The sequence below is a fragment of the Vreelandella neptunia genome (genome assembly GCF_022489065.1).
GTDB classification, from domain to species: Bacteria; Pseudomonadota; Gammaproteobacteria; order Pseudomonadales; family Halomonadaceae; genus Vreelandella; species Vreelandella neptunia_A.
This window is the reverse complement of the sequence record NZ_JAKVTW010000001.1, coordinates 340,994-357,765: the sequence shown is the minus strand read 5'-3', so window position 1 is coordinate 357,765 and position 16,772 is coordinate 340,994. Positions and strand designations below refer to the sequence as shown.

Below are 16,772 nucleotides of genomic sequence, written 5' to 3'. Positions count from 1 at the left end.
TGTGTGAAAAAAATAGTGTGAAAAGGTTTGCTCTCAAGTGCTAGGAAGCCAAGCCCATATCGGCAGGTACCGGCACTAACCAAAACATCGTTTGTTGCGACAACCATGCCGTTACTTGCGGGCTGGCTGACAACCAAGCGCCATGAAACACCAAAGCGACTGGCCTGTTACTTTCTTCACTCTTGCCAATGAGCGCCTGCATTGCGGTCAGATAATCATCTGCCACGGGCGGGCGCTTAAAACAGCGCATCCACATCCGGCCGCGCGGGCCATGCAAATAAAGCTGATACACCGGACGCTGTGGATGCACTACCCGGCGCACACCGCCCTGCCAACGCTGGTTGGCCTCCTCTAATCTGTCAAACCGTGGCGCAACGGCCTGACGATACCACCGGCCACGCTGCGAGCGCTGCTTAGCCAATGCACTTAACGGCCATGGCTCATGTTTCAAGCCTTCGCTTTCCCACCAGTGCTCAATGCCTCGCTGAGTCAACTCAACGCCATGCTCATTGCGTAAAAAAGCAGCCAGATCAGCGCTACTCCAGCCTGGCTGTTCAGCTGGGGGGTGGGCATATAGCGCCTCCCACAGTCGCTGTTGAGTAGCGGTATCAAGAACATTAGCCTGCCCTTTTAAACGGCCGCGGGGGCGTACCGGCACTGCCGACCAGCCACCTTCACGAAACGACTTCCATGCAGCCGAGACCGTCGGAGCGGAAAGCCCGGTTTGCTGGCTAGCCAGTGCCACCGTCACACCATCCAAACGCAGCTTTACGGCTTGCATTCGACGTTCATTGAGCTTTTCAGGCGATAAATGTTTAATGTTCAAAATTAGCGATAACTACCTGTATTAAAAATATTTTTCAAGAATAATAGAAACGAAAATCGGCAATCATTAGACACCATCATAAAAGCCTGCGTAAAATCCAGCAAGCAAACCATGTTATTACCGCTCTCAAGGACCCACCATGACCCCCTGGGCCGTTCTGCTTTCCATTGCACTGTTGTTAGCGCTGTTGATCAGCGGGCGCGTAAAGCCCGCCATTGCCTTTGTTACGTTGGCGGCTATTTTTTTGTTACTCGGGTTCGTTGACACCGCTACCCTGCTCACCCAATACACCAACCCAGCGCTCGCCACACTGTTACTCTTGCTGCTGGTATCGCTGGCGCTTGAACGCTCGCCCCTGCTGGACTGGCTATCGCGTCACTTATTAAAGGGCCACCCACGGCTTGCTACGGCACGCTTAATGGGCAGCACGGCTGTGCTTTCCGCATTTTTGAATAACACGGCCGTGGTGGCTGCCTTTCTCGGCGCTATTTCGCGTCAGCAGCGGATCGCCCCCTCTCGGCTGTTAATTCCACTCTCTTACGCCTCTATCCTGGGGGGCATTACCACGCTGGTGGGCACCTCTACCAACTTGGTGGTCAACTCGTTCAATTTAAGCGCCAGCGGCAGCGAACTGGGTATGTTCCAGTTTAGTTTGGTAGGTATACCGGTAGCATTAATAACGCTGGTGGTACTGATATGGCGGGCTAATGCCCTACCCCATCACAGGTTGGAAGACACCGCAGATAAGCTCTCCTACTTTCTGGCAGCCGACCTAGACCCCACTTCACCCATGATCGGTAAGACGATTGAAGAGAACGGCTTACGCAGCCTGGATGGCCTTTATTTGTTGGAAATAGAGCGGCAAGGACGGCTGATCAGCCCCGTGGCACCGGATGAGCAACTGCTGGCGAATGACACACTGGTATTCACAGGAGAAGTGAGCAAGGTGCAAGCGCTGCAGCGCTTTCCCGGGCTGCAGCTATTCGGACATCAGGCCGACAACCTGTTAGCGACGAATTTGGTAGAGGTAGTGATTTCCCACGAATCCGAGCTTTCGGGTAAAACCCTGCAGGATGTGGATTTTCGCAGCATGTTCAGTGCGGGGGTGGTGGGTATACGGCGGGGAGAAAAACGTTTGGAGGGGCAGCTGGGGAAAATCCCCCTTCGCGTGGGGGACTGCTTGTTACTGGCAGTAAGCGCTGACTTCCGACAGCACCGCAATCTAGACCGCAACTTCCACTTACTGAGTGGCAGTTTCACAAGGCCACAATTGAGTAATAAAGAGAGCCTATTCACAGTGGGCGGGTTTGCAGCGGTAATCACTCTGGCTACCGCTAATTTGCTGCCACTGTTCCATGGGCTGCTAATACTGCTGGGTGGGCTACTGTTGATGAAAGTAATCAGCCTAGCAGAACTGCGCCGCCGCTTCCCGTTTGAGCTATGGCTGATTATTGGCTCGGCGTTAGCGATTGCCCAAGCGTTGGAAAACTCAGGGGCGGCAGGCTTGTTAGCCAGCGGTATGCAGGGGCTGTTCAGCGGCTACGGCATCTATGCCGCGTTTGTGGGTTGTTACCTACTAACCCTGCTACTTACAGAAACCGTGACCAACAACGCCGCTGCCGCGCTGGCCTTTCCCGTAGCCTGGAGCACCGCCAACGCCTTTGGTGCCGACCCACTGCCGTTTGTAATGGCCGTAGCGTATGGCGCCAGCGCCTGCTTTTTAATCCCGTTTGGCTATCAAACCCACCTAATGGTGTATTCGCCCGGCCGCTACCGCATCACTGACTTTTTAAAGATTGGCTTGCCGGTCAGCGTAACCTACTCAGCGGCGGTACTGCTGATTACACCGTGGGTATTTCCGTTTTAGGTGATGGTGAATCGTGAATCGTGAATCGTGAATCGTTGAAGAGTACGAAGCGATTCACCACTTACAATTCACATTTTTGTAGCGCGTGGTAACGAATCTCGAGAGGCACGAGCGAATGAGGCACCCGCGGGAGGCGGCGAAACGACGCCCATGAGCACAAAACCAACCCCGGCACCGCTGCAAGCTACCTATCGCACACCCTGTACGAAGTAAGTGTTAAGGCTCCATAGGCACTTGAAGATTAAATATCATTGCCCTGGCGGGACTGCCAAAACGTTATCACTTTCTGCGGGTCACCGATACTCAACGCATCCCGCGCCGCTTGACTTGCCATTTTAGCGGTTGCCTCAGGGTTATCGAGCAACTGCTTAAAACCTGCCTGCCACGCGTCGGGAGAGTCCTCCACCAACAAACCATTCACTCCATGTCGCACCACCTCCGTATAGGGGTAGCGGTTGGAGTAGATGCCTACCCCGCCCATAGCAGCAATATCCAGAAACTTAATAAACGATTTGCCCTGGTTGAACGGCGTTGCTAATAGCGGTGCTAAGCCAATGTGTAGGCGGCGCTGGCGCTGGTATTGCTGAAAAGCCTGCCAGGGTAGCGGCGCGGGGGCTTTCACCCGAGGCAGCGCCGCCAAACGCTTAGGCATATGCTGGCCCAGCATGATTTCAAGCTCGGTATCATCACGCTGTTTTTGCACTGCTTCCAAAGCAGGTGCGATATGCAGTAAATCCTGAAGGTGCGCCCGCGTACCGTGAAAGCCGATTTGCCACGGTGATCGTGCAGAAGGCACAGAGGCAAAGTGCTTCCGGTCTGGTAACGGCGCCAATAACGGCGGAGTAAGCACTGACACCTTGGCGTGGCGCGGGGTAAAGTAGCTAGCCAACTGGTCACTACACGCCACCACTTCATCGGCCAGGGCCAGCAAGCGTGGCTGAAGGCTGGCGATCCCCGCCATACGTTTGCGATAAGCGCTGGGTAACGTGGCATCGACGGCGGCAGCGGCAATATCGTCATCAATCAAATAGACGATATAACCAAAGGCATTACGGTTGCGCTCTAGCCAGCGCAGCCAGCTTAACGGTAGCGAGCGGCATAAGAGCAGGTTTACCCCTGAGTAACGGTGCCTGAAAGAGCGCCCATGCAGCCGCGCAGCACCGAAAGAGCGCGAGACAGGATACCGTTCGGTCAGCACGCCCTGTTCATTCAGGGTAGGCGCGGCAGATTCATAGAAATAGATATCTTCTGTTGGCCAAGCACCATCGCTAAGAACAACCCAATGGATGTGGCTACTCACGTTGCATCCTTATTAACGATTTTTCTGCTCCCTGCTTCAAAAATTGTTCTAGCACCACTACGCTGCTCCAACGGGTGCGCTGACGCGACTAAATCTGGGCACTACTGCAACTCACGCCTCACGAACTTTAACGTAACGAAAAATCTTCATGCACCAAGGTCAGATTCGGATTATAAGCTGGGTCATTGTCTAACAAACTTGACCATTTCATACGCATATAATTGAACTCAAGCTTAGCACGCCACTTCTTACGCCAAGTGTTATTCTTACCTCGGGAGATAGACTCATGATGGTAAAGCTCAGCATCAGGCGTCCATAAATTACGATATCCGGCTTTTATGATCTTTAGACATAAATCAACGTCATTGTATGTTACTTTTAAAAATCTTTCGTTAAGACCACCCACTTCATTGTAAACATCCTTACGCACCAATAGGCATGCAGCTGTTACAGCTGAATAGTTCTGAACGTACCGTAAACGCTGACAGTAGCCAGGATGCTCTCTCGGAAATCGTTTATGACCATGCCCCGCTACCCCCCCCAAACCCAAGATAACACCAGCATGTTGAATGGTATCGTTGGGGTAATATAGCTTTGCGCCGACGCAACCAATTTCTTTTCGGCTGACTTGGCGCACCATTTCAGTTAGCCAATCACTCTTGAGCGGTTCGATATCATTATTAATAAGCCCAATTATTTCACCACTAGCATGTAAGACACCAAAGTTATTAATTGCAGAATAGTTAAAACGATGGTTCCAATTAAGAACACGTACTCTATCATCCTCCTTTTCGATTGATTGTATATAGGATAAAGTTTTTGGGCAGACGCTTTGATTATCAATGATGATAAGTTCGAAATTAGGATAAGTAGTCAGCCTAAGAATAGCGTCAACACATGGCTTTAGAACATCTACGCCATCACGAGTAGGAACAATAAGTGAAACTTTTGGCAGCACTTCAGGAAGCGACCAATGAACTTTCAAACACCCTTCTGTTCTGCGTTTAACGATTGCATTGCTGTCACAATATTTTGCCAATTTTAAGAGGTGTTTTTCTGGAAGCTCATCATCAAAGGTGCCTTCATTTCTTATAGAGGCGAGAATGACCTCAGGCATACGACTTACAATTGACTTCATTTCAAATTGAGAATCAACCTCAGCACGTAAAAGCAGCTCTTGAAATAAAACCTCAAGAGTAACGATCTCTTTAGATATAGAAAATTTATTTAAACTATTCAAAAAGCCAAATTGGAAAAGAACACCACGATGCATATAGGGAGCATCCCATAACCAGTCAGGATTCCATTCTGGTTTATGGCAATAAATGAGGGATTCCGTTCCACTACCCTTTTGTGATTCATCAACGGTAAGAACGTAGCAACTGGGCTTGCTTTTTAAAAATGCATGAATAGCACTAAAAGCATTTTCAAGTAAGAGATCACCAGACTTCACCACTAAAACCCAGTCGTTTGGCACTGCTTGACTATCAGATAACGCCTGATTAACACCCTGGCCTAGCTTAGCTGTTTGATAATCAAAAAATTTTAAATTTAGATCAGGTTCAATCATGGATACCCAAGAAAACAAGCTCCTGGGTTCAGGCACAAGTACTATACACTCGAAAGAACACGTCAACGATTGCTGTAATTTGAGTGAAGCTAGCGTATCAGCCAACATGCCACGGCTAGATTCAGGCGTAAGCACAACGATAATTAACAATCTAAATTTCGCATCATTCTTTTTCACGCTTTAACAGCCTTTTTTTTCATGCATCATGAAGCACTACAAAGCCTTTTAAGTAGACTCCAACTTCACGATAATCGTTATTATTATGGGAACGCGAAGGGAAATCAGCATGAGGGGTATGAATTGACACATTGATCAAATAGTTTTCATCAGGTAATAATGGCAACGACGCAAATATAGTTTTTTTCTTACGTTCTACATTTATGGTTTTAGTTAACTTCCCAGCCTGAAAAAAAGAAATTGGTATCACATCGCCACATTGTTTTGGAAAAAAAACTTCCATCTGAATACGTATTTGATAGTTATTCATACCTCGATCTGTAAGTTGGCCATTCAAAACATGCCAATGCCCCTTCGACCACACCCCTTTTTCATCGGGCAGATACCAGCCAAAGGCTAAATATGGATCAACCCATTCAGCAGAAATGAAGGTGTAAGCTGGAAGAGGATACGCAATCAACCTTTCACTATTTTCAACTGCCAATTGCACACTGTTATGTAATAGGAACAAAGGTATTTCATTTGTATAAACATCTAAAAATTTTTCTTTCCATGTTGTAAAATCAATATTTTTTTCTTTTGATTTTTGTAGATGATCTGCAATTCTAAGAACATTACCTTTTGCTGCACTAATCCCCTTGGGCGGCACTTCTAAACAACTATTTAGCAACCATTTTAAAAATGGCTGCATGGTGCCACGCACAATCATTTCATGACCAAGATTATGATTTCCGCGCGCCAAAAAAAAGTGACTTTGCGGACAGGATTTTGTTAATCGGATAAAATGCATTAAGTCATCTACCTGATCAGCAGAAGAAATAAAGCAGTAACGAGTCCTTGGGTTAATCAAATTTTCAATATGGGATTGCGGGCCATTAACAATATTTTTCATTAAAGCGCGGTTTCGTTGATCAAAGGTAGAAGCCTTCCCAACGCACTCACGAGTAGAAAGGGCTACGACAGAATTAAATTCTATCAATGAAGAAAAAACAACAGCACCATACCCACCCATGCTCATACCTAATGCCAAAGTATTTTCAATTTGGTTGTCTTTAATATAGTTAGATACAGCAGTAGCAACCAGTTTTTGACCATTAGGATTAGTATACCACTGACGAAGATTGTCTTTAATTAGTATAATATGTGCGCCTTCACCAGTTCTGCTTAGCGACTGCTTCCACTCAAAAGGAACAGTGGGATTTTTAAGGTCACCAACACCTGAAAAAGCTACATATAGTACATTTTTTTCTCCGGGGATAATCTCTATTTCATAACCACCAAATCCTTGACTTTGAATGCTATTACTTTTTTTAAACCAAGAAAAATAGTTTAGTATTTTTTTCAACATTTTAACCTTATCATACTATAATTTACCGTCGCCTATACAAACTACTGATTTACATTTTTCAAACTATTAATCACATCATCCAACCTACAACCATTTACACTAAGTTTATTTTTTTCTACCAATATTAAAGAAGCAAAACTGTATTCTATAAATTTATTTAAATCAAAATAAATCCCTTTACCCAAACCGGCGTAAGGAGATTTAAAGATCAACAATGAATTATCGCCATCTTTTGGATAAAGTGGCCATTCAGCACTACGCGCCAAATCATCCTCTACCCAATCGACAAGAGAGGGTGAATGGTTAACTATTTCTATATCGTCTCTGATAAGAACCTTCTGAACCACTTCATAAATAACTCGTCGAGTAGGATGGTTTACTGTTCGCATCCACTGCCCTTCACAATCCCAGCGAGTCATACATGAAGACAAATCAATTCCTTCATTTGCAAACCGGGAAAGTAAAGCAGCACGTTCTTTATCTTTTTTTACATCAAATCCTAATAGCTTATAAACTTCAGGCTTAAAAAAAGCTAGCGTTTGTTGCTGCGTAAAGCCTGCAAAATAGGCTGCTGTTATCAATATGGAGTGATAATCCCCCATAGGCCCTACCAGCCTTTCTCCATTATGCTGCATATAAGCAATATCAGGATGAAAGAAGGCGCAATTGATGACAGGAAAATAAAAAACCTTATCTTTGTAACGATCCTGAGATAGAAGGAAGTCCGCAATTTGTTTTTTTTGTGTATAAATGAAATCTGCATTATCTAAATCAGCTTGATATTCTTTCCAGCCATCCTTAGAAAAAGCTTCGACTTTTTTTATACTAAAAAAATGATAGCTCGCTTGCCCTAGAGTTAATATTTCTAAGAAACCGGCTATCATTTTACTCTGACAACCACTTAATACCAAAAAACGAGGCCTAGCGGATTTCGAATTCTCAATCATGGCCTCGTAGGCTAATGGCCTACGAGGTGCTGTAGCTGGCTGAGTAGTGGTTGTTATAACCTTCTGCGTTTTATTTTTCTTAATCGCCTTATTCAGCCAACGAAGCATTCGTCTCTCCAAGCTGTTTCATCCGCTACCTTAAATCACAGGTTATAAAAAATGAGCGCAAGCAGCTAGGCTTTTTCTAGCCACTTCGGTGGCCTGCTCTGGCGTTCCTGATTCTGCGTAGCAGCGCAATTCTGGCGCATTGCCTGATGGGCGAAGATGTACCACATCCCCATTTTTAAGCGTTACTCGCAAACCATCAGTGTCATCTACATGAGCAATACTTTCTTCCAACCCCAGCGCACTTTGCATGGTAGGCAAGTCATTTTTCCATTGTGACAGCAGAGCAGCACTACGCTCCGTTGGGAAGGCTTTGAGCCTATCACTGGCGGTAAAGCGCAGTGGTAAACCACTGACCAATGCTGACAGGGGCTTATGTTGCCGAGCGGCTGCCACTAACAGTGTTAATGCGGGCAGCAACGCATCACGTGTAGGCAGTGCTTCCAGGTAACCCGATTCTTTTTGCAACTGGCTAGCCAACAAAAAACCACCATTCGCTTCGAAGCCTGCTACCTGAGCGTATTGTTCTGTTAGCTCCTCCATAGCGGCCAGTACATAAGGTGAGCCAATGCGGGTACGTACCACATGCGCAAATGCCCCACAGATTTCAATAGCGGTATTACAACTCACCGGTACCGCTAGCGCCTGTATGCCTAATTCCCGAGCACATAATAAACCCAGGATATCGCCACGCAGCCACTCGCCTTTTTCATCGGCCAACAGTGGGCGATCACCATCGCCATCTGTGGTGAGTAATGCATCTAAGTTGTGCTCTGCTGACCAGGTGGAAGCCTTAACACGGTCTTCTTCGCTAACCGCTTCGGTGTCGACAGGTACAAACTGCTCACTACGGCCAAGAGGGATAACGCTTGCCCCCAGCGCTTCTAATACCTGCTGACTAAGGTCACGCCCCGCCGCAGAGTGTTGATACAGGCCCACACGCATACCGGTCAGCGGCTTGCCCTCAAACCATGTTGTAAAACGCATTAAGTAACGTTCATTAGCCGCATTGCGCTCGCTATTACGGGCAATCGCCCCCAGCTGTGGCAGTTCAACCTCAGCGTTTAGAATGGCCTGCTCATCTGCCTTGGTGATCTCACCTTCCGGCCGATAAAATTTGATGCCGTTACGATCAAAAGGAATATGGCTACCGGTAATCATGATTGCAGGGATACCATCCGCCATGGCCTGGAGCGCTAACGCAGGTGTTGGCAGAATACCGTAGTCGTTTACTTCAATACCCATCGCCACAGCAGCAGCAGTACATGCCGCCGCCATGTTGGGGCTGCTTGGGCGGCGATCAATGCCGATGGCGATCTGGTTAACGTCTCCTTGCTCGCGCATGACATGCAAAAAAGCCACGGTAAAGGCCGCACATACGTCATCGCTAAACTGTTCTACCAAACCACGGGCGCCGCTAGTGCCAAAGCAAATACCACTTTGTTTAATGATCGACTTACAAGATAAATCTGAACTCACTGACTAACTCCTTGTAGTCTCTTACGAAATTCACTGTTAGACGCCGCGAGCAGTCGCGAACATATCCTGGAGAGTTTCGTCAAGACTATATTCGGGGTGCCATCCCGTTAGCTGCTTGAGACGTTGATTGGAACCACATAGGCGCGGTATTTCATTACTTCGAACGAACGCAGGGTTTACCTTAACTTCAATTTCATAACCTGCCAGATTGTTCATCTTTTCAATAATAGTGCGAAGCGCTGTATCACTACCTGAACTTATATTGACAACGGTGCTACATACATCGTTTTTAAGAAGTGCCAGATAAGCATTAATCACGTCTCTTACATCTGAAAAATCACGACTTACATCGATATTACCTAGCTCAATTTCTGGAGATTTTTCCGCAAAATGATTAACAATTTTGGGTACTAAGAAACGGCTAGTCTGGTGAGGACCTGTATAGTTGAAAGGACGCGCTATAATGATGGGTAATTTTTCAAACCAAGTAGCTACCATATGCTCCATAGCAAGCTTACTACAGGCATAATGGTTCACAGGTGAAGGGCCAACACCTTCATCGATTTCCCCTATATCAGGGGTTCCATACACATTTGCACTGCTTGCTACTAATATGCGGCTAGGTTTTTTGCCAAGTGATGATAACGCTTGTAAAAGGTTTAACGTACCGAAAACATTAACGTCGTAGAACGCTTTCTGATCCTCGTGCCCCACAAATGATAGCGCTGCTAAGTGCACAACCCAATCTGGGCTGACACGTTCAACACACTCATTGACGGCGCCTAAATCAGTTAAATCGCATGCAAGGGTTTCTGAAGCAGCAGTGGGCTTGCTACCTAAGCCCACTACTTTGAACCCTTGTTTCACGAGCGCCTCAACCATGTAGCGTCCGGTAAAACCGGACGCGCCTGTCACTAGAGCGATGGGCATAGGTGTGGCTCCTGTGTTTAAAGGGTCAATTAGAAAGAAAAGCCTTGTTTGTTACGGCGCAAGTCAGCCTCAACCATCATTTTACAAAGATCTTCCAAGCTGGTATTAGGTTCCCAGCCCAAATCTTCTTTTGCTTTTAAGGGGTTACCAATCAATAGTTCAACTTCAGCAGGGCGATAGAACTTAGGATTCACCTTAACTACGACATTCCCTGTTTCTGTATCGATAGCCTGTTCAGCTTCAGCTTCGCCTTCCCAACGAATTGAGATGTCGGCCGCCTTAAATGCCAAGGTAACGAAGTCACGAACTGTTTCAGTACGATTAGTGGCAAGTACATACGTATCAGGCTTATCCGCCTGCAATATGCGCCACATACCTTCTACATACTCTTTAGCAAACCCCCAATCCCTCTTCGCATCCATATTACCCAGTTCAAGGGTATCTAATTTACCCAGCTTAATTTTGGCAACGCTATCGGTAATTTTACGGGTTACAAATTCACGACCACGCAAAGGTGATTCATGGTTAAACAAAATACCGCTAGTAGCGAACATATCGTAAGATTCGCGATAATTGATGGTCATCCAGTGCGCATAGAGTTTAGCCACACCGTACGGACTACGTGGATAAAAAGGAGTAGCCTCAGTTTGAGGAATTTGCTGAACTTGCCCAAACATTTCTGATGTAGAAGCTTGGTAATAGCGTATTTTCGGATTCACTATACGAATCGCTTCTAACAGATTCACTGCCCCAGCACCGGTAATGTCTAAGGTAGTTAGCGGCTGGTCAAAGGAAACGCCTACAAAACTCTGTGCAGCCAGATTATATACCTCTACTGGCTGAGCATTCTGAATAAGTCGAATGCTGGAAGAGAGATCCGTTAAGTCATGTTCAACAAGGTGCAATTGCGGATGGTCTTGTATTCCTAACTCTTCAATTCGCCAGAAATTAACCGAACTAGTACGACGAAAAGTACCATAAACAGTATAGCCTTTTTCTAGAAGTAATTCTGCTAGATAGGCGCCATCCTGACCTGTTATGCCTGTAATGACAGCAGCTTTCATATCTATCTCCATTAATTAAGAAAATTTTTCTTTACAGTATTCATATATTTTTTGATCAAACCTAACTAACCGATTTAACTCTTCATTAATTTCCTCGGTTAAAGGTTCCTTTTTAACGAATTCACGACTAGGATCATTTTTATCATTCTCTTTGCGAGAATGTGGAATCACTGATGGAGAATTGAAACCTAATTTCTTAATAACTTCCTTATAGCTTTTTTCATAATCGTCCATAAAACCAATACAAAAAAGATCATCAATATTAGACTTTGCTATATCCAAAACTTGTTCTTCTGGATAAAGAAAAGACTGATTTGGACCACAATACATCTCTCCTAAAAAAACTCTTGCGATAGAGTTATCTATATTAGCTGGTATGCCATTTTCCTTATAGCATAGAAAATCTAACAAATTCATTTTTTTGGCAAGTCTTGGTCCTTGTAAGTTATGCTTTTCAATATGTTCATTTGTATGTGATTTCCAAAAGTAATAAAGAGACAAAATGCGTTCTTTAGGGTCACGCATAAAAGTAAATATTTTTTTATCGCCAGGTATTCTTTTAACACCATTAAAATCATAGTGCCCAGAAAAATACTTGTAATTATCAAGGTGCTCTTCCGAGTGTTCTCTAAGCGTATTAAATCTATCTGGCAGTACGTCTTGGCGATCAAATTGATTTACAAGAAAATCATGTACAGAAGTACCACCTGTTTTAGGTATATGCAAAAAAACAATTTTACTCATTCATATTCCTCTCTACAGTTAGAGCATTTAAAAGATTATCTGCACTTTCCTCCCAGCTTAACCTGCTCTTTTGAGAAGATGATATTTCAATAGCTGCAGTAGGGTAAGCTAAAAAATCATGTAGCACATTTAATAAATTATATGGCTTTTCATCACTAAAAAAAAGAGTGTTGCTCTCAGACACCTCTCTGAAAACAGGAATATCTCTTGCTATAACTGGCACCCCATGGTTTGCTGCCTCAATAAGAGGCAAACCAAAGCCTTCACCGTAAGATGCCGCTATCAAGCAATTACTATTTTTATAGATCTTATTTAAGTATTCATCGCTAACACCCTCCATCCAAAAGAGATGTTTATTTAATTTTGGGTGCGAATTAATCTTATTAATTAACTTATCAACCAACCAGCCCTTTTTACCTACAATAACAAGATTTACTTTCTCTCCTTTTTTCCAAAGGTTTTCAAAAGCAGTAAGCACCTCAGCATACCCTTTCCGTGGCTCAAGTGTACCGACCATTAAAAAACTAGGATGTTTTGTTAACTTAGTTATTACACTATCAGCATTTTCAGGTAACCCCATACTGGGGGCTGAATTTTCTAAATCAGAACCAAGATGAAACCAACTAATTTTTAATGGAGTCTCTCGATGTACACTATGTTCATTCATCCATTCTTTCAGCTCACTAGCTACTGACTGTGAGATACAGACGGCACTATCATAGCTAGTTACCACTTCCAACCAAGATTGATAGATTTTTTTTACATTAGATTGAGGGGGCCAAAACTCTGGAAATTTAATCGGCAATAAATCATAAACAATATAACTAACGTAGACACCAGAGTTTCGCATGTTACGAATAAAATTTTGTTGAGCTTGTGCAACTTCAAAGTTAAGGTCAAGCCCTACGAAAACATCACCAGCTCTATAACTGATTGGTTCATCTTCAAGTAAATGCGTTGCATATTCAAGAAAGCCTAAAGTGAAGTTTCTAGCGTAGAAAAAACCTGTTTTATCCGGCATAGCATAAATGGGCTCAACTCGATAACCGGAAGGGGGTTTTACAAGCCATTCTTTTAGTACATTTTTTACTACTCGCTGTATGCCACTTTTTGAGTCTCTATTAACTAACTCTGAGATATCTACTAATATTTGCTTCTGTTCATAAAACTTGGGGATTGATCGATCAATAGCAGAAGCAAAGCTGCGTAAATGATTGGTATCGAAAGGATAATCATTATCTAACGAATCAATAATTTGATGAACTGATGCGCTGTATGAATAAAAGTTTTCAACAGCTTGATAATATGACTGACCACATACCGAGGGTGAATGATCTAGTAATACTTTCTGCCTCGCTTTACTCGAAAGTGAAGCGCGAAGCTCAGAATTTTTATATAAAGTATCAAGTGCAGTTTCAAGCTCAATGGATTCAAATTTGTCAGAAATTTTAAGAACAGCGTCATCATCCAAATCTGCCATACTTCCATTAGCATTAACAATGGTAGGCAAACCATAATTCATACAATCAAGCACGGCTGCAGAGGTTTCTCCACGGGTTAAACCACGTAATTGGACACCGATATCTGCTGCTAATAAATATTTTGAAAAATCTTGCTCACTTAGCCAACCAGTAATTATTATATTTTCAGCAAAGGGACTATTTTTTATTAACTCATTAATCCATAAACCATATTCGGCAGGCTCATTTTGCCCAACAAATACTAAAAAACAATTTTTGTTTTTAGAAAATAAAGAATTTTCCCACGCTTTAATAAGTAGATCATTCAGTTTTGGCTTACCGATCATACCAAAACTGCATATTAAAAAATCATCTTTGGCAAAACCAAGCTCTAACTTAGCGGAAATTTTCCTTTGATCGGAGACATCTGCAGAGACTCTCAAAAGAGGTATAACTTGAGATTTATCTGTTGAAAAATCACCATACCATTCTTTAGTTAGCTTTAAAGAAAAAGGCGAATGAAAAATGACACCATTAGAATTTGATATAACATCTTTATTACATGGATATATCCAACCTGTATCATCACTCTCAAAATAAGCTTTTACTGCTGCATAACCATGAGAAGAATATAATGTCTGTATATAGAAAAAAGGCAGATTAGCATAGCCGCCATTATAAGCCATCAATCCAGATAAAAAGAAATCGTGCATGACTACAATGCCAGGTACTTTTTCAATCAAAGGCAACATATAAGCATGAAATTCGGAGTTTCCGAAATGATAAACAACTCTATCGTATAAATTATGTGAATTCAAAAAATCATTAGGAGTAACTACCTTACAATTATTTACTATCCACTCTGTGCTTATATAATCTTGTTGAACAACTACATCAATATCGTAATATTTGGATAATTCTGGCAGTAAGTCAGCACTATAATCACTAATACCACTTCTCTCAGGTGGTAAGGGTGACATATAAGCCATTTTGGGCTTTTTAATAAAGTGCTTACTATCGGTGACAAGGTTTAATGAACCAAAGTTTTTTTCAATTGCTTCAAGACTGGCTTTAGCTGTTTTATGCCAGGAGAAATTTTTAGCTTGTTTCTCTGCATGGATTTGAAGGCGTTTTTGAAAATTTACATCTGTTAGCGCCTGCTGAATTTTAATCGTAATTGAATCATTATCCTTTGGATCGAACAATGCTTCTTCTAACCCGATAACTTCAGGTATGCTCGATGTATTAGCACCTATAACTGCTGCACCACATCGCATAGCCTCTAAAACAGGCAAACCAAACCCTTCATGCCAAGAAGGAAAAACAAATAAAGTACATAAATTATAAAGCGCTATTAAATCATCTTCTGGCACAAAATCAGTTAAAATAATAGCATCTTTAGATAAGCCATGATCATTCGCAATTGTTTGTAACCGCAAACGATCATTAGGTGATATTGCACAAACAATAGCCATCTGATGCTGACTTAAAATTACATCAGGTAAATTACTGTACGAAATAATTAAATTTTCAATATTTTTCCTGTAATCAATTCCCCCCGTATATAAAACTATTTTTTTGGTTATACCATAGCGACTTAATAGCTCTTCTTTGTCTTCGTTTGTATATTTTTTTATCGAAAACTCTGGATCTGCATCAGTTGATATATTCGAAACTCTTTCATTTGAATAGCCAAGATATTTTATAGCTTCCTGACGTGATGACTCAGAAATGGCAAGCAAATGATCTGACTTTTTTAAAAAATCAATTTTCTCTCTGTACCAATTTTCAACCGACGGGTTATCTAAATATGGTGAACTATGGATGTATGGGATTAGGTCGTAAAGCACAACAGCAGTTGGTAAATCACAAAACTTGCCAATGCTAGTAATGGCATTCTGGCTTAGGCCCTCAAACAGGCTTGTAATTAGCACTACATCTGGATTTAATGTTTTTAAAAAAGCCTCGTATAACTTTTCTGAATTGACTCTCGACCAGTTATTTTCTACATGGATATGAGCACATGGCACAGCTGGTTGCCAAACAAACACATTGTTATAAGAAATAATACTGCTAAATAACGATTTTATTTTCTCAATAGAATCTTGAAATGTACCATTCAACACAATACTTACTTTATGATTTTCTCTTATAGCTTGCTTAGATAACTCTTTTGCAAGAGCGACACTGTAGCGCCCGATCCCTCTTCTACGATTTTCAGCTTGAGCGCCCTGCATGTCAATTACAATGTGCATTTCTCTATCCTTTAATTATGCAGCTGCGTTATCTTTAAGTGAATTATATATATTTAGTGCTCTTCTAGTTAAGGGTGGCCCAACCGGAGCCATGACTTCTATTTTCTGCGAAAATGTCTCAAGCCCCTCATTTTCCAGCCAAGCTTTTCCCTCTACAACAAGAGTAGGTAAGAAAATATAGTTTCCTGTCTCTTTAGGAGCTCTTACTTCTATTTCAATAACTACTAAATCTCCTTTTCGAACCGTTTGATTGATTGGTGTTCTAATCCCTTCAAATTCATAAACACTACCATTTTCTTCATACCAGTGGTATGCAAGATAAAGAGGGTTAGCAGCACTAGTAGAAAAATCTTTATTTGAGTTATTGTATAACTCAACTTTTATTTTTTGACTAGAGCCAACATCAAGTACTGGATTTTCTAATTTTGACTTAACGCTGCCCATTGAGGCAATGTTATTGATGGTTGCTTCTTCATCTTCAAAAACTTGTGGCCTTGCTTTTATTTCTTCTATAAAGTCAAGTACATCATGCCCTTTCAACAATTTTTCAACCCAATATTCTTTATTGGATTGTATATTATTATTTGGTTCTACAAACAAATTAAACGCATGCTCTACAAGAACATTTTTATTACGTCTTCTTAAAGAAGCAAAGTCCATCTTCATCTCCAAACAAACTATTTTTAATAAACTATTGACT

General features: G+C 42.8%; 12 protein-coding genes. 1 reads left to right on the top strand and 11 read right to left on the bottom strand.

The window, feature by feature from the left end; genetic code table 11:
• Positions 1-40 precede the first annotated feature (40 nt).
• Positions 41-781, bottom strand: coding sequence for a hypothetical protein (locus MLE19_RS01620; protein ID WP_240716332.1), 741 nt, complete (start codon positions 779-781; stop codon positions 41-43).
• Positions 782-965: 184 nt separating this feature from the next.
• Here MLE19_RS01620 and MLE19_RS01615 point away from each other — a divergent pair, with 184 nt between their 5' ends.
• On the top strand, positions 966-2,693 hold the full coding sequence (locus MLE19_RS01615) for an SLC13 family permease (protein ID WP_240716331.1): 1,728 nt from the start codon (positions 966-968) through the stop codon (positions 2,691-2,693).
• Between the two features lie 241 nt (positions 2,694-2,934).
• On the opposite strand, the gene MLE19_RS01610 is transcribed toward MLE19_RS01615, so the two are convergent.
• From MLE19_RS01610 to MLE19_RS01565, 10 genes are all read right to left on the bottom strand, one after another.
• On the bottom strand, positions 2,935-3,993 hold the full coding sequence (locus MLE19_RS01610; protein ID WP_240716330.1) for a glycosyltransferase: 1,059 nt from the start codon (positions 3,991-3,993) through the stop codon (positions 2,935-2,937).
• Positions 3,994-4,120: 127 nt separating this feature from the next.
• Positions 4,121-5,740 carry a glycosyltransferase family 2 protein gene (locus MLE19_RS23185; protein ID WP_240716329.1) on the bottom strand — a complete coding sequence of 540 codons (1,620 nt, stop codon included), beginning with the start codon at positions 5,738-5,740 and terminating at the stop codon, positions 4,121-4,123.
• Positions 5,741-5,759: 19 nt separating this feature from the next.
• Entirely contained in the window at positions 5,760-7,085 is a 1,326-nt protein-coding gene (locus tag MLE19_RS01600) for a hypothetical protein (RefSeq protein ID WP_240716328.1), read from the bottom strand.
• A 44-nt stretch (positions 7,086-7,129) separates the two neighbouring features.
• Positions 7,130-8,143: a WcbI family polysaccharide biosynthesis putative acetyltransferase gene (locus MLE19_RS01595; protein WP_240716327.1), complete on the bottom strand. Its 1,014-nt coding sequence runs from the start codon at positions 8,141-8,143 to the stop codon at positions 7,130-7,132.
• A gap of 42 nt (positions 8,144-8,185) precedes the next feature.
• Positions 8,186-9,619: a phosphomannomutase gene (locus MLE19_RS01590; protein ID WP_240716326.1), complete on the bottom strand. Its 1,434-nt coding sequence runs from the start codon at positions 9,617-9,619 to the stop codon at positions 8,186-8,188.
• Positions 9,620-9,655: 36 nt separating this feature from the next.
• Positions 9,656-10,549: a GDP-mannose 4,6-dehydratase gene (locus tag MLE19_RS01585; RefSeq protein ID WP_240716325.1), complete on the bottom strand. Its 894-nt coding sequence runs from the start codon at positions 10,547-10,549 to the stop codon at positions 9,656-9,658.
• Between the two features lie 29 nt (positions 10,550-10,578).
• Entirely contained in the window at positions 10,579-11,613 is a 1,035-nt protein-coding gene (gene gmd / locus MLE19_RS01580; protein WP_240716324.1) for a GDP-mannose 4,6-dehydratase, read from the bottom strand.
• A gap of 15 nt (positions 11,614-11,628) precedes the next feature.
• A complete protein-coding gene (locus MLE19_RS01575; RefSeq protein ID WP_240716323.1) occupies positions 11,629-12,357 on the bottom strand; it encodes a sulfotransferase family 2 domain-containing protein in 729 nt (242 codons plus the stop codon).
• On the bottom strand, positions 12,350-16,072 hold the full coding sequence (locus MLE19_RS01570) for a glycosyltransferase (protein ID WP_240716322.1): 3,723 nt from the start codon (positions 16,070-16,072) through the stop codon (positions 12,350-12,352). Before MLE19_RS01570 ends, MLE19_RS01575 begins: the two co-directional genes overlap by 8 nt.
• A 15-nt stretch (positions 16,073-16,087) precedes the next feature.
• Complete coding sequence (locus MLE19_RS01565) at positions 16,088-16,732, bottom strand: hypothetical protein (protein WP_240716321.1); 645 nt, start codon at positions 16,730-16,732, stop codon at positions 16,088-16,090.
• Positions 16,733-16,772 lie beyond the last annotated feature (40 nt).